At 40.4% G+C, this 22,798-nt stretch carries 20 protein-coding genes; 16 read left to right on the top strand and 4 right to left on the bottom strand.

What is annotated here, in order from left to right; genetic code table 11:
• Window positions 1-230 precede the first annotated feature (230 nt).
• The 5 genes from F4V57_RS04770 (at window position 231) to F4V57_RS04750 (ending at window position 5,859) form a co-directional block, all read left to right on the top strand.
• Entirely contained in the window at window positions 231-842 is a 612-nt protein-coding gene (locus F4V57_RS04770) for a helix-turn-helix domain-containing protein (RefSeq protein ID WP_227515675.1), read from the top strand.
• Between the two features lie 308 nt (window positions 843-1,150).
• Entirely contained in the window at window positions 1,151-2,785 is a 1,635-nt protein-coding gene (locus tag F4V57_RS04765) for a long-chain-fatty-acid--CoA ligase (protein WP_070069551.1), read from the top strand.
• Between the two features lie 26 nt (window positions 2,786-2,811).
• Window positions 2,812-3,915 carry an acyl-CoA dehydrogenase family protein gene (locus F4V57_RS04760; RefSeq protein ID WP_070069552.1) on the top strand — a complete coding sequence of 368 codons (1,104 nt, stop codon included), beginning with the start codon at window positions 2,812-2,814 and terminating at the stop codon, window positions 3,913-3,915.
• Between the two features lie 19 nt (window positions 3,916-3,934).
• Entirely contained in the window at window positions 3,935-4,711 is a 777-nt protein-coding gene (locus F4V57_RS04755) for an enoyl-CoA hydratase/isomerase family protein (RefSeq protein ID WP_070069553.1), read from the top strand.
• Complete coding sequence (locus F4V57_RS04750; RefSeq protein ID WP_070069554.1) at window positions 4,711-5,859, top strand: acyl-CoA dehydrogenase family protein; 1,149 nt, start codon at window positions 4,711-4,713, stop codon at window positions 5,857-5,859. The genes F4V57_RS04755 and F4V57_RS04750 overlap by 1 nt, the downstream gene beginning before the upstream one ends.
• A gap of 75 nt (window positions 5,860-5,934) precedes the next feature.
• On the opposite strand, the gene F4V57_RS04745 is transcribed toward F4V57_RS04750, so the two are convergent.
• Complete coding sequence (locus F4V57_RS04745; RefSeq protein WP_070069555.1) at window positions 5,935-6,714, bottom strand: IclR family transcriptional regulator; 780 nt, start codon at window positions 6,712-6,714, stop codon at window positions 5,935-5,937.
• Window positions 6,715-6,874: 160 nt separating this feature from the next.
• Here F4V57_RS04745 and F4V57_RS04740 point away from each other — a divergent pair, with 160 nt between their 5' ends.
• The 10 genes from F4V57_RS04740 (at window position 6,875) to F4V57_RS04695 (ending at window position 18,668) form a co-directional block, all read left to right on the top strand.
• Window positions 6,875-7,630: an SDR family NAD(P)-dependent oxidoreductase gene (locus F4V57_RS04740; protein WP_070069556.1), complete on the top strand. Its 756-nt coding sequence runs from the start codon at window positions 6,875-6,877 to the stop codon at window positions 7,628-7,630.
• Window positions 7,631-7,830: 200 nt separating this feature from the next.
• Complete coding sequence (locus tag F4V57_RS04735) at window positions 7,831-8,706, top strand: SMP-30/gluconolactonase/LRE family protein (protein ID WP_070069557.1); 876 nt, start codon at window positions 7,831-7,833, stop codon at window positions 8,704-8,706.
• 24 nt (window positions 8,707-8,730) lie between these two features.
• The gene (locus F4V57_RS04730) at window positions 8,731-10,827 is read left to right on the top strand and encodes an acetate--CoA ligase family protein (protein ID WP_070069558.1); all 2,097 of its coding nucleotides are present in this window, start codon (window positions 8,731-8,733) and stop codon (window positions 10,825-10,827) included.
• A gap of 125 nt (window positions 10,828-10,952) precedes the next feature.
• Window positions 10,953-11,504: a flavin reductase family protein gene (locus F4V57_RS04725; RefSeq protein ID WP_070069559.1), complete on the top strand. Its 552-nt coding sequence runs from the start codon at window positions 10,953-10,955 to the stop codon at window positions 11,502-11,504.
• Window positions 11,452-13,122 carry a glucose 1-dehydrogenase gene (locus F4V57_RS04720; RefSeq protein WP_227515676.1) on the top strand — a complete coding sequence of 557 codons (1,671 nt, stop codon included), beginning with the start codon at window positions 11,452-11,454 and terminating at the stop codon, window positions 13,120-13,122. Before F4V57_RS04725 ends, F4V57_RS04720 begins: the two co-directional genes overlap by 53 nt.
• Before the next feature lie 5 nt (window positions 13,123-13,127).
• Window positions 13,128-14,216: an enoyl-CoA hydratase-related protein gene (locus tag F4V57_RS04715; RefSeq protein WP_070069560.1), complete on the top strand. Its 1,089-nt coding sequence runs from the start codon at window positions 13,128-13,130 to the stop codon at window positions 14,214-14,216.
• A gap of 236 nt (window positions 14,217-14,452) precedes the next feature.
• Complete coding sequence (locus F4V57_RS04710) at window positions 14,453-15,523, top strand: LLM class flavin-dependent oxidoreductase (protein WP_070069561.1); 1,071 nt, start codon at window positions 14,453-14,455, stop codon at window positions 15,521-15,523.
• Between the two features lie 96 nt (window positions 15,524-15,619).
• Entirely contained in the window at window positions 15,620-16,384 is a 765-nt protein-coding gene (locus F4V57_RS04705) for an enoyl-CoA hydratase (protein WP_070069562.1), read from the top strand.
• A gap of 1 nt (window position 16,385) precedes the next feature.
• Window positions 16,386-17,927, top strand: coding sequence for a 3-hydroxyacyl-CoA dehydrogenase (locus F4V57_RS04700; protein WP_070069563.1), 1,542 nt, complete (start codon window positions 16,386-16,388; stop codon window positions 17,925-17,927).
• A gap of 87 nt (window positions 17,928-18,014) precedes the next feature.
• The gene (locus tag F4V57_RS04695) at window positions 18,015-18,668 is read left to right on the top strand and encodes a TetR/AcrR family transcriptional regulator (RefSeq protein ID WP_228268223.1); all 654 of its coding nucleotides are present in this window, start codon (window positions 18,015-18,017) and stop codon (window positions 18,666-18,668) included.
• Between the two features lie 225 nt (window positions 18,669-18,893).
• Here F4V57_RS04695 and F4V57_RS04690 read toward each other — a convergent pair whose 3' ends face one another.
• The 3 genes from F4V57_RS04690 to F4V57_RS04680 are packed head-to-tail and all read right to left on the bottom strand — an operon-like array spanning window position 18,894 to window position 21,198.
• Complete coding sequence (locus F4V57_RS04690; RefSeq protein WP_070068845.1) at window positions 18,894-19,739, bottom strand: SPFH domain-containing protein; 846 nt, start codon at window positions 19,737-19,739, stop codon at window positions 18,894-18,896.
• Between the two features lie 10 nt (window positions 19,740-19,749).
• Window positions 19,750-20,220, bottom strand: coding sequence for an NfeD family protein (locus F4V57_RS04685; RefSeq protein ID WP_070068844.1), 471 nt, complete (start codon window positions 20,218-20,220; stop codon window positions 19,750-19,752).
• Between the two features lie 54 nt (window positions 20,221-20,274).
• On the bottom strand, window positions 20,275-21,198 hold the full coding sequence (locus tag F4V57_RS04680) for a patatin-like phospholipase family protein (protein ID WP_070068848.1): 924 nt from the start codon (window positions 21,196-21,198) through the stop codon (window positions 20,275-20,277).
• A gap of 172 nt (window positions 21,199-21,370) precedes the next feature.
• On the opposite strand from F4V57_RS04680, the gene F4V57_RS04675 reads away from it, so the two are divergent.
• Window positions 21,371-22,654, top strand: coding sequence for an MFS transporter (locus tag F4V57_RS04675; protein WP_070068843.1), 1,284 nt, complete (start codon window positions 21,371-21,373; stop codon window positions 22,652-22,654).
• Window positions 22,655-22,798: the final 144 nt, after the last annotated feature.

The raw sequence follows: 22,798 nt of genomic DNA, 5'->3' as shown, positions 1-22,798 counted from the left end.
TATTCTAATATTCACATATGTGAATGTTTTTAGTTTAAAGAATAAGCACTTTGACAATGAAATGCATAAAAGTAAGATAAGTTGAACAGCTATTTTTTTATTTAGGATTTATTAATATTTGAGTTATACATTGCGTTATTCGCTAAGATAGTAATTTATATATACAGGAACTATTGACATTTAAGGAATGTAAATGGAATTAAGTTTATTATGTATCAGGGATGAATAAAATGAATCAAATAAATTTGAATAGATCATCTAAGCACTTATTAAGTGATGATCATGGATTAAAATATGTTTCATATGCATGCTATTATAATTTTAGAGAGAGTTTTGTATTAAAACAACAATCTTATCATGTGAATTTAAACTCCCGCAGTATAGCGTGTAATGAAGGTGTAAGACAGCAAAAAAAAATGACATATTTACTTCATTTGTGGAATACAAATCATTTTGAAACTCAAGCATTAAAAAAATATATTGCTCCAAAATTTATAAAAATTGCAGAGCAATATATTGCAGAAAATATTCGTCAATCTCCATTGAAAATTGAAGAAATTGCAGCCTATGCAAATGTCAGTATTCGTACCTTAAGCAATGGATTCAGGAAGTATAGAAATATCTCACCCAGTCTATTTATCCGAGATTTAAGACTTCAGATTGTGCGCAAGGATTTAATGAATGCCCCGATTGGCGCCAGTATTGCAGAAATTGCTTATGCATCTGGATATCTCAATCTAGGTACATTTATTCGATTATATAAACAAAAGTTTGGAGAATTACCTTCTACAACCTTACGGTATGATCCTGAAAATATAGATCAGTCAATTTCAGAACTTTGATAAAGATTAAGATCTACAATGATACGATTAAATGATGGTTTTATTGTCTGATTAAAATAAGATTTATCCTGTATATCTGGAATATTTATATGGATAATTGTTTTTATTAAACTGGAAGGGAGATTTTTTAAAAATGTATTAGGCTTAAAAACTCAAATTCATATATGTAATATTGTATGAGTGGTAATGTTATTGTTTGACAAAAAATAGTGAAATCTTACATTCTTTAAATCAGCTTGTAATACATAATAAATTAAGTATGTTGCTACAAATAAAATGGATGTTAGTGAATATATGGAGTCACTATAATGCAAGGATTAATGCAAGATAGGCAACTATTGATATCTACATTGATAGAATATGCTGGATTAAATCACTCAAATGTAGAAATTGTATCCCAAACTTGTGAGGGAGTTGAAGTTCGTAGTAATTATGCTAATTTGAGGTCGCGATCAAAAAAACTGGCAAAAGCCTTGCTGGCTTTGGGAATTAATACCGGTGATCGGGTCGGAACATTGGCCTGGAATACGTTTCGTCATCAGGAATTATATTTTGCTGTACCTGGTATGGGTGCAGTATTGCATACCATTAATCCAAGATTATTTGCTGATCAGATTGAATATATTATTCAGCATGCCGAAGATACAGTATTGTTTTTTGACATCAGTTTTACGGCATTACTGCTTCCGTTATTATCGAAATTAACACATGTCCAAGCATTTATTGCCATGACAGACCGTGAACATCTCCCTGCCGAAATACCTGATTGTCTGTGTTATGAAGATTTACTCAATGCACAGGATGACGTTTATGACTGGCCTCAGTTTCAGGAAACACAGGCAGCATCATTATGCTATACCTCAGGGACAACAGGACAGCCCAAAGGTGTTTTATATAGTCACCGTTCTACAGTATTACATGCGTTCACTGTATGTACGGTAGATGGTTTGCAGCTCTCAAGACAGGATAGTGTATTGTTGGTTGTACCAATGTTTCATGTGAATGCCTGGGGTTTTCCCTATGCCGCTGCAATGTGTGGGGCAAAACTCTGTTTACCGGGTCTGGGACTGGATGGAGAAAGTATCTGCGAATTGGCCAATAATGAACAATGTACCATGTCAATTGGGGTACCGACAGTCTGGTTAGGTTTTATGAATTATCTGGAGAGCGCTCCTGATCGGGCAAAAACGCTTAAATTAAATCGTATTGTGATGGGTGGGTCAGCAGCACCTCGAGCTTTGATTGATCGTATTCATACCCATCTGGGAGCCAAAACAATTCACGCATGGGGCATGACTGAAACCAGCCCAATGGGAACGATTGGTAATTTATTGCCAGAACATCAACATCTTTCGCAGCAACAAAAGTTTGATTTACAAGCGAAGCAGGGGCGGGTCATTTACGGGGTTGAAATTCGCATAGTAGATGATGAAGGCAAGATTCTAGCCAGAGATGGCATTGTGGCTGGACACTTACAGGTTAGAGGGCCGTGGATTGCGAATGCCTATTTTAAAATGCCTGATCATGATGTGCTGGATAAGGATGGCTGGTTTTCTACAGGAGATATTGCCTGTATTTCGGCGCAGGGTTATTTACAAATTACTGATCGTTCCAAAGACGTCATCAAGTCTGGTGGAGAGTGGATTAGTTCGATTGATCTGGAAAATACGGCTGTAGCACATCCGGCAATTCTAGAGGCTGCGGTTGTTGGTTTACACCATAGCAAATGGCAGGAAAGACCTTTACTGGTTGCAATTAAACGGCCTGATACTGAAGTAACTCAGGATGAGTTAAAGGATTTTCTTGCCTGTCATGTGGCGAAGTGGTGGTTACCTGATGATATTGTTTTTGTGGATTCATTACCGCATACCGCAACAGGAAAGTTGCAGAAAAATGTTTTACGCGAGCAGTTCAAAGATTTTGTGTTCAGTACAGATCAATAATTCATGGTGATGATGCGAGATTAAAAATGTCAAAGTTAATGATAGAAGATACAGATGGCGTACTTGCCATGTTGCAGGAGAGTGTTCAGTCATTTTCCGAAAAATATCCAGGCCCAAAGGGATTACGAAATATTAGAAATTCGGGACAGGGACTGGATAAAGCACAATGGCAGGCCATGATTGAAGCAGGCTGGATTGGGCTATTATTGCCAGAAACATTGGGTGGTTCAGGCTTGAGCTTGCGGGAACAGGTTGTTATTAGTCATGCTTTGGGGGAAGCCCTGATTGTTTCGCCAATGGTGACAGCATCTGTGTTAACCAGTGTTTTACTGGCTGAATCGGACGTATCTCTGGAACGCAGCCGATTAGCTTCCGACATGATTACAGGAAAAGCACTGGTGATTCCAGCGATCAATCATGTATTGCAGGCTCAAAAGCAGGATGATGGATTTTATATTACTGGATGTTGTGAATATCTGGATGCTGGCTGTCAGGCAACAGATTTTATTGTGTTGGCACAGGATGATACACAACATTATTTACTCAGTATTTCAGCGCAGGATGTCCAGAATTTTAGAACGGATCGGCCCGCAGTAGATGGTACGATTTTATCTAGTTTGCAACTTGAACAATTTACTGTAGCTGCAGATCAAGTGCTGGCTTCTGGTAATCTGGATCAGCAAATACAATATGCATTAGATATGGCTAGACTAGCATTATCAGCAGAGCTTGCGGGGCTAGCCAGCAAGTCATTTTTATTAACCAGTGAATATACCCAGCAGCGTATACAGTTTGGAAAACCAATTGCAAGTTTTCAAGTGATCCAACATAGACTGGTTGATATGTGGGCCAAGGCAGAATTTGCCTGTGCCAGCATTGATAATGCCATTGAATGTTTGGCTTTGCAGGATTCATCGAAAACCCATATGGCAATATTGGCTGCAAAAATTCGCTGTAGTGATGCGGCAACAGGCATTGGTCGGCAAGCTGTACATTTATTTGGTGCGATGGGGTTTACTGATGAATGCGATATTGGATTGTATTTAAAACGATCTATTAATCTGGCGGCATCTCTTGGCGATGCTGAAAAACTACGAATGCAATTTATTGCAATGGAACGTGCTGCCTGAAACAGCGAAAGGAATCATCATGTTAAATCAATTAATCAAGACCCAGATTTCAAATCATATTGCAATTGTGACTTTGGACAATCCTCCTGTAAATGCACAATCACGGGAATTTGCCGATGAGTTGATTAGTGTATTTGATGAGCTGAATGATACGCCAGAAGTACGGGTCATTCTGCTTACGGCTGTAGGAAAAGTCTTTTCTGCGGGAGCTGATATTAAATCACGAGGTAATGTAGGAGATATTCCTGGAGAAACCTATCGACATCTTCGGCGTACCCGTGAGGTTGGATTTTGTATTATGGAATCCAATAAACCTGTCATTGCTGCGGTAAATGGCCCAGCACTTGGTGCGGGATTAGGGTTGGTATTATGTTCGGATATTATTCTGGCTTCTGAAAATGCAGTATTTGGATTACCTGAAATTGATATTGGCTTAATGGGTGGTGTACGACATGCCATGCGTTTGTTCCCACATTCGCTCACCCGCCGTATGGTACTTTCTGGATATCGGGTTTCCGCAGCAGAATTATACCGTCGGGGCATTATTGAGGCTTGTACTGCGCCAGACAAATTAATGGAAGAAGCCATGGCCATTGCAGAAAGTATTGCCAGTAAAAGTCCAGCAGCATTAAAACTTGCCAAACGGGCAATTAATACTGTGGAAACAATGGGATTAAAAGATGGCTATCGTTTTGAGCAGAATTTAACGGTCGAAATGACCCGACATGAGGATTCAAAAGAAGCCATGCGGGCATTTCTGGAAAAGCGTCAACCTGTATTTAAGGATAGTTTGTAATGACAGATTGGAACAGTTTATCTGATGATGAATTTCGTCAAATTTTTCGGGACTGGGTACTGGAAAATTGCCCAGAAGAATTGCGCTATATGCGTAAACAGCGTCCTTTATATGAAGAAGTAAAAGTCTGGTATCAGGCACTCGCTCAGAAAGGCTGGTTAGCACCAGTCTGGCCCGTAGAATATGGTGGAATGGGACTTAATCCAGCGAAACATATGATTTATGTTGAAGAATGGGGGCGTTTAGGATGTCCTCGTATTCCAGATCATGGTATTGGCTTGACGGGGCCGTTATTACTGCATTATGGAACTGAAGACCAAAAAAATTACTTTTTACCCAGAATATTATCGGGTGAAGATATGTGGTGTCAGGGATATTCTGAACCAAATGCAGGTTCCGATTTAGCAAGTTTACGAACTCATGCCATACAGGAAGGCGATGAGTTTATTGTCAATGGACAAAAAATATGGACAACACTGGCAACCTGTGCAAACTGGATTTTCCTTTTGGTACGAACTGATCGGGAGGTAAAACCTCAGCGTGGTATTTCAGTGTTACTGGTTGATATGACAACTGCTGGTGTTGATGTACGTCCAATTGCCAATTTACGTGGAGAAGAAGATTTTTGTGAAGTCTTCTTTGATAATGTCCGTGTGCCAAAACAAAATCTGGTAGGTGAATTAAATCAGGGATGGACGATTGCAAAATCTGTTTTGGGGCATGAACGTATTTTTCTGGGAGCGCCAACTCGTGCAGAGATTGCCCTTGGGCGACTGGATAAACTGGCAGAAAGCATGAATGCTTTTGCTGATTCTGCTTTTTTATCCCGATATGCTCAGCTTAGACTGGATGTATACGATTTAAGTTCCAGTTATGAACGTTATGCCAAAGTGTTGCGTAGTGGTGGACAACTTGGGGCAGATGTTTCGGTATTAAAAATTTTTGCGACAGAACTTTATCAGCGCATTACTGAAGAAATGCTCACACTGGCAGGAGAGCAGGCACGTTATAATGACGATATTCAAACAGATCTGGGTGCAGTCGATGCCATGAATTTATTTCTTGATTCCCGAGCCCCAGCTATATTTGGCGGCTCTAACGAAATTCAGCGTAATATTCTGGCAAAAGTCGTATTAAAACTTCCTTAACTGGAAAAAATGAGGCGATAACTCAGGGTTAAAGCCTCATTTTTATGTGAGTTATGGAAAAGAGATGCCAGCCATTTAATAAGGTAATTCAATGGGTTCATGAAAACGATCGCTACTTTTAAGCTGTTTGGCACCCTGCAATAATAATTCCAGATAGTGGTCATAATTCTGCTTAATGCGATCAAGAGCGCCACCTAGCCCCATGGTTACGGGTTGTCCCTGAATCGTGATGGGTAATAACACACAGATTGTTCCACCTCCAATAAAAGGCAGGTGTTCTGCACTGGCATAGCCTTGTTCCCGAATACGATGAATGCGTGTCATCATTTCATTAATCTCAAAGCGTACCCCTTCTTTCTGGGTGATCACATTGGCTCGCCGAATGGTATTATCTAGTGTTTTATCATCCATAGTAGACATTAACATCCAGCCTGTAGAAGACATGGTTAATGGTCTGATTTCATTTTCATTAACATGAAAACGCAAAGCGTGAACTGATTGAATAATCTGGATATATTGTACATAGATGTCGTTTTTTGTTGTGATGGCAACAGTTTCGCCTGTTTCTGCATGAACATCCTGTAAAATTTCAAGAATTGCACGAGAAGAAAATAGGCTGTTTGCTATCCAGTCCCCCAGAGCCGACACTTTTAAGGTCGGAAAGTATAAACGCTCTTTGCGATTAAAATTGAGATAACCAAGTGAAATCAGTGTTTTTAATAAAACAGTGGTACTGGATTGCGGATAGCCCAGAGCAATAGAGATTTCGCTCATAGAACGTGGCTGTTTGACGGCACGGAACAATTCCATAATTTCCAGTGCCCGCATGGCAGATTTGACTTGTGATGAATGCATAATAAAAACACTCCTTTTCCCTGAATTTCACATTTGTGAAATTTAATTGCATATCCATATTTTTGTTGTCGCTAATTAGCATTACGTGACACGATGTATTTGTCAAGCAGCGTGTCAAACACCTTAAAAATTATGGAAAACTGATATAGGGAGAAGAATAATGCAAAAGCTAAAAGGAAAAGTGGCTTTAGTTACAGGTGGTGGTCGAGGCATTGGTCGTGCAATTTGTGAAGCATTTGCTCAGGAAGGCGCACTGGTTGGTGTACTGGATTTAAAACAGGATGTTGCACTGGAAGCCGTGCATGCCATTCAGGCGGCAGGTGGACAAGCTGTGGCACTGGTTGGCAATGTGGCAATCAAGCAGGATGTTGAACATGCCGTTGAGCAACTCAGACAGCATTTCGGAGCGCCAGCTATTCTGGTCAATAATGCCATGTGGAACCGTTATGGGCCATTGATGGAACAGACTGAAAGCATGATTGATAGAATGATTGATGTTGGATTAAAAGGCGTTGTCTGGGGTTATCAGGCGGTATTAAACGATATGATTCAGGCGGGCGGTGGCAGCATTATCAATATTGGTTCTCCATCTTCTGTACTGGCAATGCGTCATGGCGTCATGTATAGCGCCATTAAAAGTGCTGTTTCTGGTTTAACTCGTTCTGGGGCAGCCGAATTTGGTGAATATAATATTCGTGTTAATGCCATTGCTCCTAGTTCTACACCTACAGAAGGCGCCAAGTTGGTGGTATCTGAAGAAGCCTGGGAACGCCGCCGTCAACGGATTCCATTAGGTCGCTTATGTTCTGCGCAAGATGTTGCCAAAGCCGCAGTATTTCTTGCAAGTGAAGATTCCAGTTTTATTTCGGGTGACGTGCTGTTTGTTGATGGTGCAAGCACTTATGCATTTTCCTGAATCTTTGGATAAATCATAAAGTCTACAATCAATAGGATGATATTTTGTGGGCGGCAATGAGGTTGTGATATTGATGCTGACGTATGGCAAAAATCTGGCTAAAACCGTGCCTCATTAAACAGATCAATAAACAATGACGCACACAAAACACCAAACATGGAAAAATTTAACAGTTACTCGTTGAATATGGTGAGAAAAGGATGTCAATTACATATACAAGGATCAGTCATAAGCCTGATTTACTTGGTGAAAGTCCAGTATGGGATGCACAACATTCATGCCTTTATTGGGTTGATAGCGTGGGGTGTTATGTTCGGCGCTATATTCCGTCTACACAGCAGTTTTCCCAATGGAAAACACCTTCAAGCATCGGTTGTGTCGCACTTGGGCCAAAAAATAGCTTAATTACTGGGTTGTCAGATGGATTTTATCAACTGAATCTGGAAACAGGAACATTCCATGCTTTGATGCAACCTATTCCACCTAATCCAGAGGTTCGTTTTAATGATGGTCGTATTGATCGTTATGGCAATTTTGTGTGCGGTTCAATGGGCGTACATGCCAAACCAGTAGGTGAGTTATATCGCTTAAATCGCAATGGTGATGCTGAGAGGCTGGCCAATGGGATTCGTATTTCCAACAGTATTGCATTTAGCCCAGATGGCACGATTTTTTATTTTGCGGATAGTCTGGATCAGAATATTCGGGCTTATGAGTATGGCGATGGCCAACAACCCTTAACGTCAGCACGTATTTTTGCAGAAACATCAATACTGGGTTCTGCACCTGATGGCGCAACGGTAGATGCAGAAGGATACTTATGGGTGGCATTGGTACAAGCTGGAAAAATTGCCAGATTTTCGCCAGATGGCGTGTTGGATCGTCTCATTAAATCACCTGTAGACATGCCATCCTGTCTGGCTTTTGGTGGTGATGATCTGGCAACCCTGTTTGTGACATCAATCAAGAATTCGGGAACAGGACGTATTATTTCCAGACATCCAGATGGTGGTTTTTTATTTTCAATTCATGGTTTGGGTGTGCAGGGAATTGCAGAACCACGATATCAACAATAATCAGATAAATAACAGGAATTGATGATGACTCATTCAGTATTAAATGCTTTGCTCAATCCAGATTCAGTTGCCCTGATTGGTGCTTCTGATCATCCTGCCCGTATTGGTGGTCGGCCATTACGTTATTTAATGACCAGTGGTTATCAAGGAGAAATTTTTCCTGTTAATCCTAATCGGGAGCATGTACAGGGGGTCAGGGCATATCCAGATCTGGCAAGTTTACCCAAAGCGGCTGATGTTGCTTTACTGGCGGTACCTGCATCTGCAACAGTACAGGCGGTAAGGGACTGCGCCGAAAAAGGGATCCAGACCGCAATCGTTTTTTCTGCTGGTTTTGCTGAAGCAGGAGATGAAGGCAAAATCATGCAGCAGCAAATGCTAGATGCTGCAAAGGAAACTAAGCTCAGACTTTTAGGGCCGAATTGTCTTGGTGTTTTTAATGCCTATAAAAAATTTTATGGCACATTTTCAACTGTACTGGACGGGCATTTTATTGAGCCTGGTGCAGTTTCTATTGTTTCACAAAGTGGTGCTTATGGTTCACATATTGCACATTTATGTAGAAAGCGTGGTCTGGGAGTTGGTTATTGGGTAACCACAGGAAACGAATGTGATATTGATATGGCCGAAGCCCTTGGCTGGGTTGTCGAGCAACCTGAAGTGAAAGTGGTTCTGGCATATGCCGAAGGTATTCGGCATCGGGATCGTTTTATTGCTGCACTGGAAAAGGCACAGCAGAATGGTGTATCCATTATTTTTATGAAAGTTGGACGTTCAGCAGTGGGTGCGCAGGCAGCTAGCTCTCATACTGCCGCATTGGCAGGTTCAGATACAGTATTTGATGCGGTCTTGCGGCAATATGGGGTATACCGTGCGAAAACTACAGCAGAACAGATTGATATTGCTTATGCCGTCACTCGGGCGGGTCAGGTAACAGGGAATCGGCTAGGCATTTTTACATTATCAGGTGGATTTGGTATCCAGATGGCAGATGATGCCGAGGCAGCAGGTCTTGATGTTGCACCAATGCCCGAAGCTGCACAGGATGAATTAAGACAATTACTGCCTTACGCATCTCCTGTTAATCCTGTTGATGCTACGGCACAGGCAGTCACAGATTTGCCAATGATGACAGCGTTTATTCGGGCCATGATCGAAAAAGGACAATATCACTTTTTTGCTGGCATATTGGGCAGTGGGCCAAGTAGTCCGACTTTTGCTGATGCTTTATGTCAGGCACTTGATGAAGCAACCGAGAATGCCACATCCTGTATCAAATGTTTAACCATGTCGGCTCCTGTAGACATCATACGCAATTATGAAGATAAGGGTTTTCTGGTTTATGAAGATGGTGCCGCGCTGATACATGCACTAGGGGCGATAGTGCAATTAAAACAATGGCAAGAGGCAGCAAAAGACCAGTTAAAAGCCTCGTCAGGTTCAACGATTGCGATTCCTCAGCGAATGATGAATGAACATGAAGCAAAACATATTCTAGGGCAAGCGGGCGTTCCATTTCCAGCAGAAGAATTTGTTGATGTCATGCAGGATCCTGCACAGGCTGCCAATCGTATTGGTTATCCGCAGGTGATGAAAATTGCATCGGCAGATTTACCCCATAAAACAGAAGTTGGTGGAGTAAAATTACATTTAAATAGTGCCGAGGAAGTTCGACAGGCCAAGCAAGATATGCTGGATCGTGTGCGTCAACTTGCACCAGATGCACATATTGATGGCGTCATCTTATCGCCCATGATTAGTGGTGGCATTGAAACCATTGTTGGCGTGTTTAATGATGATACCTTTGGGCCTGTCGTGATGTTTGGTCTGGGGGGTGTTTTTGTTGAAGTATTGAAGGATATTACCTTTAGGATCGCCCCATTTAATCATCAGGAAGCCTATCGCATGATCATGGAAATCAAAGGGTCTGCCATGCTGGAAGGGGTAAGGGGAGAGTTGCCTGCCGATATTGATGCATTGGCAAACATGCTGGCAGATTTATCACAATTTGCTGCAAGTAATGCTCATCAGTTTGAAAGTATAGATTTAAATCCAGTGATTGTACGACCTAAAGGAAAAGGTGTGGTGGCACTGGATGCCTTAATTATTCCGAAGAAATAAGCATCAAAATTCATATGTGTGAATGTATGCAGCAGGTGGTAAAACTTGTTGCATGACCTCCTTAAACAAGACATCGTAATGATCTCTTGCAGGGATAGAATCCAGGGAAATTAAAGGATCAGAATATGTCAATGGAAGCTCAAGTTTTAAAAAAATGTTCAGAAATCATGGAAAATAGTTCGGTAGTGCAAAGTGTAGAAATTGCGACCTTTAAACAATCTATGCGCCATATTGCCTCTCCAGTTGCTATTGTTACTACCTCTCTGGGAGATTTACGACATGGTTTAACTGCTACGGCCATTTGTTCTGTTTCCATGGAACCGCCAAGTATGCTGGTTTGTGTTAATAGAAATGCCAGTGCTGAAAAAATGATTGCCCAGAGTGGTGTATTTGCCATAAATATGCTGACAGAGGAACAACACAGTATTGCCCGATTATTTTCTACACCTGGTGTAACGCCAGAACAACGCTATAGCGAAGGTGAATGGCATACTCTGATGACAGGTGCGCCTGTATTACAAGGGGCAGTCGCTGCATTTGATTGTGTCGTAGAGCAATGTATTTCTTCTGGGACACACAATTTATATATTGGGCGAGTATTGGCAGCGGAATATCAGGATCAAAATGTACTGTTATACCGTGATGGCTTATTTCGCAAACTGGAAAGAATGGTCTGAAACTCTGAATATGGTGGCTGCAATGCAACAACAACAGAAAATTGCCATTGTAACAGGGGCAACAGGAGGTATTGGCCAGGCAATTTGTATAACCCTGATTCAGGCAGGTTATCAGATTGTTGGCCTGGATATCGACAGTGTAAAAGTTCAACAGCAAATGGCAGAATTGGGCCATCAACATACAGGATTTGGATGTGATTTATCAGACTATGCACAAATTGGCCGTGTTGTTCAGAACGTCGGTGAACGATTTGGACAGATTGATCTGATTGTGAATAATGCTGCTGTGGGGCCAACCATGTCAGCAACCATTGATACTTCAATTGATGAATTTAAACAGGCAATTTCAGTAAACTGGACTGGCCCATTACAATTGATTCGGGAATGTCTAGCGTGGATGTCTTCACGAGAAGCCGCTATTGTCAATATTGCTTCATTGGCAGGATTGGTGTCCAATCCAAAAAGAAATGCATATTCTGCATCCAAAGCTGCCATGATTAGTTTAACGCATACTTTGGCCTGTGAATTGGCTGCAACGGGTATACGAGTGAATGCCATTGCGCCAGGCTATGTCAGAACCCCTATGGTTGCAGCACTGGAAAGCTCAGGAAAAATTGATCTTCAACAGGTACGACAACGGATTCCTATGGGGCGGCTGGCTCGCCCTGAAGAAATTGCAAAAGTCGTGAATTTTCTTGCTTCAACACAGGCAGCTTATATTACAGGAAGCATCGTTACTGTTGATGGCGGCTGGGCCTGTTTTAATCAGGCAGGGACTGCTTATCCAGCAATCAATGGTATTCCAGAACAGGAAATTCATGCCATAAACTCACAACAAAAACCAAGAGTAGTTATTGTAACTGGAGCAGCACAGGGCATTGGACAAGCCATTGCCGAACGATTTGCCCAACAGGGCGATCAATTGATTTTACTGGATTGTAATCAGGAAAAACTGACACAGTTTAACCAGAAACTTGGATTACAACATCTCAGTTTTTGTCTGGATATTGGTGATGAACAACAGGTTAAACAAGTGTTTTCTACCATCAGGCAAAAATATTCAACAGTAGATATTCTAATCACTAATGCAGGTTTGGTGGCGCAGGATCTACCGAATGAGCAATCATCTATTGCGGTGATTGAAAAACTTTTTGCAACGAATCTTGAGGGTGCATTTTGTTGTATGCGTGAGATTGTACCTGCAATGCAGAATGGTCAAGGCATGATCATCAATGTTGATTCAAGTCATGCTTATCTACCTTTGTCATCAGGACATGCTTATGAGGCATCAAAAGCAGCACTGGAAATGTTAAGCCGTTGTCTGGCTGCCGAATTGGCACCACAAGGAATACGAATTGTTACCTTGTGTCCAGGTCATATTCAGACACAAGGCATGACACAATTGCAACGGGCAGGATACATTGATGTGGCAAGTATTTGCCAGCGAATCCCATTGGGTTATCTGGGGCAACCACAGCATGTAGCAGATGCTGCATTCTTCCTTGCCTCAGATGCTGCCACCTATATTAATGGCGCAGCGTTTTATGTTGATGGTGGCTGGAAAGCTTTGGGAAATAGACTATATTATCAATCTGAATCAGGAATTATGAGGAAATAACAATTATGGAGCTGGTTTTTAATAAAGATCTGGGATTACGTCTGGATGATGTAGAGAATTTCAAGTCATTTAAATTTATTCTGGAAGGATTTCATGTTGGTGAGCAACCAGAAATTACTGATTTTCAATATGAAAATGCAGATCATGTCTGGATTCTTCCAGAGCAGGTAAAGCGTTTTTCTAGCAGTGAGCAATGGTTGAGTGATTTTAACCAAATGTTACAGGGAGCAAAAAAATATGGCTGGATTCACCCAGAAACCAATGCCATAAAAGCACATATTGAATGGTTACCTGCTACATCTTTCTCAGATATCCAGCCGACTGTATTGGTACGTAAAGAAAGTAATTATACAGTGATTACCCTTAACCGACCTGAGAAATTAAACGCCTTTAACGAACCCATGTTGCAGGCATTACAGGATGCCATTTTTACTGCTACGGCAGATCGTAGCTGTAGGGCAATTTTATTGACAGGTGCAGGACGTGGCTTTTGTGCAGGACAGGATTTAAATGAACGTAAAGATCAGGAGAATAGTGCAGATCTGGGCGATTCCTTAATGAATCATTATAATCCAGTGATTATGGCCATTCATCAGGCAGCAAAACCCATTGTATGTGCTGTAAATGGTGTGGCTGCGGGAGCAGGTGTAAGTCTGGCTTTAGCCTGTGATCTGGTCATGGCAGAAGAAAATGCCCGATTTATTTTATCTTTTTCTAAAATTGGTTTGGCACCAGATGCAGGGATTAGCTGGCATTTACCAAGGTTAATTGGTACTGCTCGAGCAAAAGCCCTAACCATTCTGGCAGAACCTGTTCAGGCGCAACAGGCTAAAGAATGGGGCATGATCTGGCAAACATTACCTAAAGATCAACTATTACCCGAAGCAGAACAACTCGTCAAACAATTGGCTTCCAGGCCAACACAATCATTTGCAGCCATTAAACAAACATTTACTCATTCGGCAACAAATCATCTGGAACAACAATTGCTATTGGAAGCAACATTGCAGCGTCAGGCAGGTTTTAGTGCTGATTATAAACGTGGCATTGCGGCTTTTTTTGATGGCACAACTGCACAATTTTCTGGAGATTAGACGCATAATTCATATATATGAATTATGCGTCTAAATTTATGAATTATCTAGAAAAATTTTTAAATTTTCGTAAACTTAAAATCATCTTCTAACAAGAAGTTGCACTGTAAATACCGTGTAGGAAAGGCTGATTAGGCATTCTTTCCCTGGTAAAGTGCAGTCCAAAAAAACAGCATGATTTGTGGAAGAAAACACAATGTAAGCACACATTATATTTATGGAAAAGGATAGTTGACATGGAATTTGGTACATTTATTCTTGCTGCACAACGTGGTTATCATCAGACTTCGGCGCAAGTTATTCGTCATTCAATAGAACAGACCGTTACAGCAGAAAAAGCAGGATTTGATGCAGCATGGTTCGCTGAACATCACTTTAATAATTATAGTCTGGTTCCGTCGCCATTAATGATGGTGGCTGCCTGTGCCGGTTTAACTGAGCGTATACGTCTGGGAACAGCTGTTTGTGTATTACCACTTTATCAACCTCAACGTTTGTTATCAGAAATTGGTTTTGCCGATACAGTAACCAATGGTCGTCTGGAATTGGGTGTCGGATCTGGTTATCAGCAATTTGAATTTGAGCGTTTTGGTACGAATGTCAGTGATGCACCCGCAGTCTTTTCAGAATATCTGGACATTCTGATGAAAGGGATGCGACAGAAAATTTTTGAACATCAGGGACAACATCTCCAGATTCAGCCTACAGCAATATCTGTACGCACAGTACAACAACCCACACCACCAATCTGGGTTGCAGCAGGTTCAGAACGTAGTATGGCTCGTGCATTCAGAGAAGGTCATAATATTTTTGTCACAGCTTTTCATGATGGCAACGATACAATTCAGAGTGTGCGGGATAATTTGGTTGCCGCAGCGGAAAGTGAAGGTAAACAGGTTAAGGATTCCAGAATCGCATTTTTACGTTGTTGTTATGCCAGTGATAATCAGGCAGAAATTGATAGTTATCTGGATAATGCCCGTTTTCAGCGCCGTCTTTCCGAAGCACTACAAAAACGTAAGGAACAAAGTGAAGATGGCTATTTAATCAAGGAAATACCAACCGAGCAGGATTTGTCTTTTGAACAAATGCGTAAAAATCTGCCCGTCGGCAGTGTGAATTATGTGATCGACAAATTGCTGCAAGAAATTGAAATTCTACAACCTGATCAGATCGCGATTCAAACCCAATTGGGTGATTTTGATGAAAAGACCATGTTACGTCAGATCGAATTATGGGGAACAACCATTATTCCTGCCATTAATAAGGCACTTGGTCGTGATGTCGTCAAAGCCGTTAATCAATAATTATTGCAATGCCAGTTTCAATGGACATGGTGTTGTATATATGCCATGTCCATATCCTGAATAAGTTACATATAAAGGAATTTTCTCTTGGATAATATGGTGAATGTAGTACGTCAGGATGATGGTATTGCCATTGTAAAGATTAATCGACCAGAAGCAAAAAATGCACTCAATATGCAAGTACGTCAGGAACTTGCCAATATTTTTAAGACATTATCATTTGAGCATGACATCAGATCCATTGTTTTGACAGGTAATGAAAACTGTTTTGTAGCAGGTGCAGATGTTCGTGAGTTTGCCCATGCTTCAAGTACAGAAATGTACTTAAGACATACAGAATATCTCTGGGAATCCATTAGTCGTTGCCCCAAACCCGTGATTGCCGCAGTCAATGGTTTTGCATTGGGTGGTGGCTGTGAGCTTGCAATGCATTGCGATATCATTATTGCAGGAGATAATGCCCGATTTGGACAACCAGAAGTCAAACTGGGACTAATGCCAGGTGCTGGTGGTACTCAGCGTTTGATTCGTGCTGTGGGTAAGTTTCAGGCCATGAGAATGGTGTTAACAGGTTGTTTTGTATCGGCATCTGAAGCATTACAAATGGGACTGGTTAGTGAAGTTGTGCCTGCCTCCCAAACTCTGGATAAAGCTATTCAGATCGCAACCGAAATTGCAGCATTTTCCCCATTGACAGTGGCACAAATTAAGGAAATTATGCTGGCTGGTGCAGATTTACCACTGGAAAATGCATTGATTCTGGAACGTAAAGCATTTCAGTTATTGTTCGATTCACACGATCAAAAAGAAGGCGCACAGGCATTTCTGGAAAAAAGAACCGCACATTTCAAAGGACACTGATATGTTAAATGTGATTGAAAAAATTGCAATTATTGGTGCTGGTATCATGGGAACAGGTATCGCCCAGATTGCAGCGCAAGCAGGGATTCATGTCAAATTATTTGATCAACAGCAAGGCATGGCGCAGCAAGCGATTGATCAATTGCAACAGACATTAACAACTTTAATGGAAAAGAAAAAAATTACATCGCAACAACTGACCAATGCTTTGGCAAATTTACAGCCTGTGGATACGCTTGCAGAATTGTCTGATAGCCAATTGGTGATAGAAGCTATTGTTGAACGTCTGGAAATTAAACTGAATTTATTTCAGCAATTAGAAAGCATAGTTTCACCACGATGTATTTTGGCAACCAATACGTCATCACTCTCAGTAACAGCCATTGCCCAAAAATGCCATCATCCAGAACGGGTGGCAGGATTCCATTTCTTTAATCCCGTTCCATTAATGAAAATCGTAGAAGTCATCAATGGCCTGGCTACAGATCAAAAGGTCTGTGAAACACTCAATGCTTTTGCCAAAAGAATGGGGCATCATGCAATTCAGGCCAAAGATACACCAGGTTTTATTATTAATCATGCAGGACGGGCTTATGGTACAGAAGCCTTACAGATTCTAAAAGAATCCGTTGCCAGACCACAGGATATAGATCGGATTTTGCGTGAAGGTCTGGGGTTTCGTATGGGGCCATTTGAGCTTTTTGATCTGACTGCTCTTGATGTATCACATCCAGTGAATGAATCCATTTATCATCAGTTTTATCAGGATCCACGTTACCGTCCTGCACAGATTACACAACAAATGCTGGATGCAGGGTTTGTAGGACGTAAGGCAGGTAAGGGATTTTATCAATATCAGCAGGGCAAGCGTATTGATACCAATATGCAGCAACCTGTACCTGTCGTGCATCAATTTCCATCTGTCTGGATTGGTACGGAACATATAGAGGATCGGCATAGGCTCAGCCAACTATTACAGAAACTAAATGTGATTGTCGAAGATCTTCCAACCCCTTCAAGTGAAGCGCTATGTATACTTGGTTTTTATGGCATGGACACTTCAATGGCTTGTCAGCAGTTTGGTACTGCCCCTGCACACAGCATCGGCATAGATCTGTTACTGGATTTGAACAGGCATCGTTGTTTAATGCAAAACCCTGCGACTGATCCGCAGTATAGAAATTATTCACATGCCTTGTTTGCACAGGATGGGGTTGGCGTGACTGTAATTAATGATAGTGTCGGTTTTGTGGCGCAGCGCATATTGGCAATGATGATTAATTTATCTGCCGACATTGTACAGCAAAAAATTTGTAGCATTGAAGATCTGAATCAGGGTGTACAGCTTGGATTAGGCTATCCTCACGGCCTGTTACAATGGGGCGATGAGCTTGGTGCAGAAAAAATAGCAGAAATTTTAAGTTCAATTTATCACATCACAGGAGATCCACGTTATCGCCTCAGCGCATGGTTGCGTCGTCGTAGCGGTTTAGGGATGTCATTATGCTGGCCAGAAGCAAAAATTATGGAGGATTTAGTGTAATACAGCACAGATTAAAAGAGTTTTAATCAGGGATGAGGTTCTGCACTGCATATTTTCTGGAATAAAATTTCAGGATTCTAATCCTTTATGATCGTGGAATTTTCCAGAGTGCAGATACTACTTTATTTTAATATGGAATATTATGATATGGTACAATTAAAAATCAAGTCAAAAAATTTAAGAAAACAGATTATATTACAGGAAGCAGAAAAACTTCTGATTGAAAATAAACAGGATATTAATATGGATATTCTGGCTAGACGATTGCACGTTGCCAAAGGTACAATTTATCGCTATTTTCCTGATAAAAATAATTTATTATTTCATTTATTACTGGAAAATGAGGCAGCTTTATTGGATATTACACATAAATATCAAAAAAACTTAAAAAATTTTATTATAGCCTACATGAATTATAATCTAAGAAACTCATATAAAATTGTTTTACTACATCAGATTGAAGAAATACTGTCAGATGTTTTCACCAGTCATCAGTTTTTAGAATTATATCATCTTCGTGAACAAAGAATATTGACACTGAAAGGTACAACACAAGCACATTTATTAAAATGTAAAAGTACTTTATCTATTCGGGATTATTTATCCTATATCTGGTCAATGACTTATGGCGCAGCTTTATTGCTAAATTCCAGTTTTTATCAAAAAAATATTCATAATAATGAAGTCTTTATTCAAAATAATATCCAACATGTTTTATTTGTAGGGAAATTTATATCTTAACCCAAATTAATATGTTGAATGAATTGATCTGAGTAGTATAAGTGGATACCAGTAATAGATTGAAAATAAAAAAAGCTGATTATCTAAAAACTGTAATAAGATGAGATTTTTACACTTATAAATTAAAAAGTTGTAGATTATTTCCCAATGATATCATATTGATCATTCAATCATGATGAGGCTTTTCTCTGCTGCTCATATAGCATAGAAAAGCCTAAAGGAAGTTTATTGTGGATTTCTGCCCATAACACCGCGAATGGTATTTAAAATATCCGCAGGCAGAACGACAGTTTTGCTGTTATTTGATTTTGCCATATCCTGCATGGCTTTTACATATTGTTCACCCAGTAAGTAGGCCACAGGAATTTCTTTTTCACCTACTGCAGCACTAACCATAGCAATGGCTTTTTGAGAGGCTTCAGCTAAAACAACCTGAGCTTCGGCATCACGACGAGAGGCTTCCAGACGGCCTTCTGCCTCCAGAATAGCTGCCTGTTTTTCACCATCTGCCTTGGTTACAGTTGCACGGCGTTGACGTTCTGCGGCAGCCTGTGCCTCCATTGCTGCCTGCATGGTTGGAGAGGGTTTGATATCCTGAATCTCTACAGTTTTTAAGGTAATTCCCCAATCTGCAATATCATCAGAAATTGCCATTTTTAGCTTGGCTTTGATGTGATCTCGTGATGATAATGCATCATCCAGATTCATTTCACCTACTATAGAACGTAAGGATGTTTGTACCAAATTTTGAATTGCCCAAGTGTAATCTTCAATCCCATAAACTGCTTTTTCAGGTGTGGTGATATTGATATAAGATACAGCATTCATAACGAGTACGGCATTATCTAATGTAATGACTTCTTGAGAAGGGATATCTAGAACAATGTCTTTGGTTGTAACTTTGAAAGCAACTTTATCCATAAATGGAATAATAAAACTGATCCCAGGCGTTAGGGTGGTGTGGTATTTTCCTAACCGTTGTACGATGTATTTATAACCTTGTGGTACAATTGCAACAGAACTATAAACAGCAATCGCTACCAGAATAGCCAGAATAATTACGAAAGGCATGCGTTACTCCTCAATTTTTATTTTGTGTGGAATGTGGTTCAACTACAAGTTGATTGCCGAGAATATCAATAACGTTGACACGATCACCAATTTCAATCGGTTGCAGGCAGCGACAAAGCCATTCATCAGATCCCAGAATTGGCATTGGAAAGCGTACTTTGACTTCATTATGTTCAGGAATGACCTGAATCACCATACCAACCTGACCAATGGTTGCTTCACGGGGTAATCCTGCTTTGGTGTGGTCTTTGGATAAGGGTTTGATAAATTTAAACCATAAAATGACGATCAGGATGGAAAGAATAATCCAGCTCATGATTTGAACAGTTTCTGGCATCGATGGGTAGAGCCATAATAAAGCACTGACCATTACAGCTGCCAACCCAAACCAGAAAATGGTGAAACTGGGAATAAAAATTTCCAGTACTGCCAGTGCGATGCCAAAAATAAACCAGTGCCAAGGTTCTAGTGTAAAATTCATGTATCTTTATCCTTATTATTGAGCCAGTACATGCAATAAACATGTGTTAGGTTTTTAAATTTGCGCTTTTGCTGGTGCCTGTAGAGCACGTGTTGATTTTGCAAACTCTGCTAATTTTTTCTTAATTTGAGGTATTTGCTGTTGAGCAGCTTGTTCTCCTGCCAAAATAGACTGGTTACGTGCTTTTAAATCTAAAACACCCAGATGTCCAACGGCAGGTTTAATTACAATATCAGCCTGCTTCAACTCATATTGTATACTGGACTGTCCCATAATATTAATGGTTTGGTCAAGTAATCCCCAAAGATTGGTAGATTGTCCACTTTTAGGGCGCGCAGAAATATCAACAGCAATGACAATATCTGCCCCCATTTTACGGGCAGTTTCTACAGGAATAGGGCTGACCAGCCCACCATCTATATATTGTTTACCAGCAATTGTGGCAGGAATAAATACATTGGGAATACTACAAGAAGCACGTACAGCCTGACCTGCATTGCCTCGGTTAAATTCGGTTTTCTTGCCACTATCCAGTGCGGTAGCCACTGCAATAAAACGTTTTGGAAATTTCTCAATCGGCTTATTACCAATCTGACGATTAACAAAATCTTGTAGTTTTTGTCCAATCACAAAACCCTGACGGCTGACTGTTAAATCACGGATATCCGACTCTTCCAGTTTTAGTGCAATTTCCTGTAGCTGATAAGGTGTTTTGCCTGATGCATATAAGCTTCCCACAAAGCTTCCAGCACTGGTTCCAGTTACAATTTGTGGCTTAATCCCATGCGATTCCAGTACTTTAATTACACCAATATGTGCAAAACCTTTAGCACCGCCGCCGCCAAGTGCCAGAGCAATCACAGGTTGGCGTGGTTTCACGGTAGGTGTCACTACGGTAGAGGATTTTTTACCAAAATCACATCCTGTAATTGCAAAACATAAAACAGAAGCAATTGAAAATTTAACCAGATTTTGCATTATGATGATTGCTTTAGATTGAATGAAATATGCAAACATATTAACGGTTTTTTTGACTGTCCCCAATCCCTGCATTGTTATGATTTTTGTTTTATAAGAAAAAACGACTTGTATCGGCTGGAGTGAAATTTTTATGGTGTCTTATTATTTATTTTTCGTGGCGTAATTGATCATGCCTCAATCATTAAAGCAAACCAGCATACGCAACACAGTACAATTCAATATGCTGATGTTATTAAGTTTATATCTTGCTCAGGGGCTACCGGTAGGCTTTATGACACAGGCTTTGCCTGCTTTGTTACGTTCTTATGGCGTATCTTTGACGCAAATTGGTATATCTGGTGTGTTGATGTTGCCGTGGGCGATTAAATTTTTGTGGGCGCCTCTGATAGACCATTATGCTCATTCGCGATTAGGGCATTATCGTTCATGGATTCTATTTATGCAGGCTTGTACGCTATTTAGCCTGTTATTACTGGCATTTTCACCACCACAACAATTACAGCAAATGTCAGTGTTGTGGGGATTTTTTGGTATTTTATTATTGATGAATTTAAGTTGCGCCACACAAGATATTGCCACCGATGGATTAGCCGTGAAGATCCTCAAAAATCATCAGTTACATTGGGGAAATACTTTTCAGGTGATTGGTTCCCGATTAGGATTTATTTTTGGTGGTGGTGCATTATTATATGCAATTGATTTACTGACATGGAAAAGCAGTTTTATTTTATTGGCATTGGTGGTGGTTTTGAATAGCTTACCAATTTTGTTTTTTCGAGAACAAATATCTTGTCCATTAACACTGCCTGAATCAAAAAAAGCTGTGCCAATCATGACCAAGTTAAAAACAATTTATTTGGCATTATGGCAACAGCAAGAAACCCGTATCTGGTTGGGTGTTTTACTGAGTTACAAAATTGCTGATGGTTTATCAGGGCCAATCATCAAACCAATGATGGTGGATATGGGGTTATCACTCAGCCAGATTGGTTTAAATGTGACTATGCTAGGGGCGGGATTTGCAGTGCTTGGCGCATGGTGGGCCAGCATATTCATTAAGCGCTTTAATCTGGGCAGAATGTTGATCTTTTTCTCAATATTGCAAAGTCTGGCAATTGGATATTACCTGGCATTGGCCTGGTGCTTTGAACAACAGATTATTGTGGCAGATTGGCATTTGTATATTGCCAATATTCTTGAAGAAACTTTTGCTGCGATGAGTCTGGTTGCCATGCTGAGTTTAATCATGAAATACAGCCGACAACAATTTGCAGCAACAGATTTTACCTTTCAAGTTGCCATGATGACACTCGTTAGTGGTGGGCTATATATGATATCAGGCGCTTTAACCGACATATTGGGATATCGTGGTGTATTTATGCTGATTTTCATTCTTTCATTGGTCTGTTTATGGCCGAAAATTTACTGGTATAAGAGGGCAACCATGATTTAAAAGTTTTTATATATGCTTTGATTAAAATTCGAGAAGATGTAGAAAATATATGGTTGAAATCTCAACGGACCAGAAATAATCTATCAGGAAAACCTTTGGTCGGTTTATATTTCAAGCTATACTCATTTTAATTTAAGATTTAGA

The sequence above is a fragment of the Acinetobacter qingfengensis genome (assembly GCF_008693185.1).
GTDB classification, from domain to species: Bacteria; Pseudomonadota; Gammaproteobacteria; order Pseudomonadales; family Moraxellaceae; genus Acinetobacter; species Acinetobacter qingfengensis.
The sequence above is the reverse complement of the archived record's forward strand: the minus strand, read 5'-3'. Positions and strand labels throughout refer to the sequence as shown.

What these genes read in the sequence shown, in the direction of transcription:
- F4V57_RS04755 (WP_070069553.1), top strand. Translation starts at nt 3,935, where the DNA reads ATGTTAAATCAATTAATCAAGACCCAGATTTCAAATCATATTGCAATT.
- F4V57_RS04750 (WP_070069554.1), top strand. Translation starts at nt 4,711, where the DNA reads ATGACAGATTGGAACAGTTTATCTGATGATGAATTTCGTCAAATTTTT.
- F4V57_RS04720 (WP_227515676.1), top strand. Translation starts at nt 11,452, where the DNA reads ATGTACTGTTATACCGTGATGGCTTATTTCGCAAACTGGAAAGAATGG.
- F4V57_RS04700 (WP_070069563.1), top strand. Translation starts at nt 16,386, where the DNA reads ATGTTAAATGTGATTGAAAAAATTGCAATTATTGGTGCTGGTATCATG.
- F4V57_RS04680 (WP_070068848.1), bottom strand. Translation starts at nt 21,198, where the DNA reads ATGCAAAATCTGGTTAAATTTTCAATTGCTTCTGTTTTATGTTTTGCA.
- F4V57_RS04675 (WP_070068843.1), top strand. Translation starts at nt 21,371, where the DNA reads ATGCCTCAATCATTAAAGCAAACCAGCATACGCAACACAGTACAATTC.
- F4V57_RS04710 (WP_070069561.1), top strand. Translation starts at nt 14,453, where the DNA reads ATGGAATTTGGTACATTTATTCTTGCTGCACAACGTGGTTATCATCAG.
- F4V57_RS04705 (WP_070069562.1), top strand. Translation starts at nt 15,620, where the DNA reads ATGGTGAATGTAGTACGTCAGGATGATGGTATTGCCATTGTAAAGATT.
- F4V57_RS04725 (WP_070069559.1), top strand. Translation starts at nt 10,953, where the DNA reads ATGTCAATGGAAGCTCAAGTTTTAAAAAAATGTTCAGAAATCATGGAA.
- F4V57_RS04770 (WP_227515675.1), top strand. Translation starts at nt 231, where the DNA reads ATGAATCAAATAAATTTGAATAGATCATCTAAGCACTTATTAAGTGAT.
- F4V57_RS04690 (WP_070068845.1), bottom strand. Translation starts at nt 19,739, where the DNA reads ATGCCTTTCGTAATTATTCTGGCTATTCTGGTAGCGATTGCTGTTTAT.
- F4V57_RS04695 (WP_228268223.1), top strand. Translation starts at nt 18,015, where the DNA reads ATGATCGTGGAATTTTCCAGAGTGCAGATACTACTTTATTTTAATATG.
- F4V57_RS04730 (WP_070069558.1), top strand. Translation starts at nt 8,731, where the DNA reads ATGACTCATTCAGTATTAAATGCTTTGCTCAATCCAGATTCAGTTGCC.
- F4V57_RS04715 (WP_070069560.1), top strand. Translation starts at nt 13,128, where the DNA reads ATGGAGCTGGTTTTTAATAAAGATCTGGGATTACGTCTGGATGATGTA.
- F4V57_RS04685 (WP_070068844.1), bottom strand. Translation starts at nt 20,220, where the DNA reads ATGAATTTTACACTAGAACCTTGGCACTGGTTTATTTTTGGCATCGCA.
- F4V57_RS04765 (WP_070069551.1), top strand. Translation starts at nt 1,151, where the DNA reads ATGCAAGGATTAATGCAAGATAGGCAACTATTGATATCTACATTGATA.
- F4V57_RS04745 (WP_070069555.1), bottom strand. Translation starts at nt 6,714, where the DNA reads ATGCATTCATCACAAGTCAAATCTGCCATGCGGGCACTGGAAATTATG.
- F4V57_RS04740 (WP_070069556.1), top strand. Translation starts at nt 6,875, where the DNA reads ATGCAAAAGCTAAAAGGAAAAGTGGCTTTAGTTACAGGTGGTGGTCGA.
- F4V57_RS04735 (WP_070069557.1), top strand. Translation starts at nt 7,831, where the DNA reads ATGTCAATTACATATACAAGGATCAGTCATAAGCCTGATTTACTTGGT.
- F4V57_RS04760 (WP_070069552.1), top strand. Translation starts at nt 2,812, where the DNA reads ATGTCAAAGTTAATGATAGAAGATACAGATGGCGTACTTGCCATGTTG.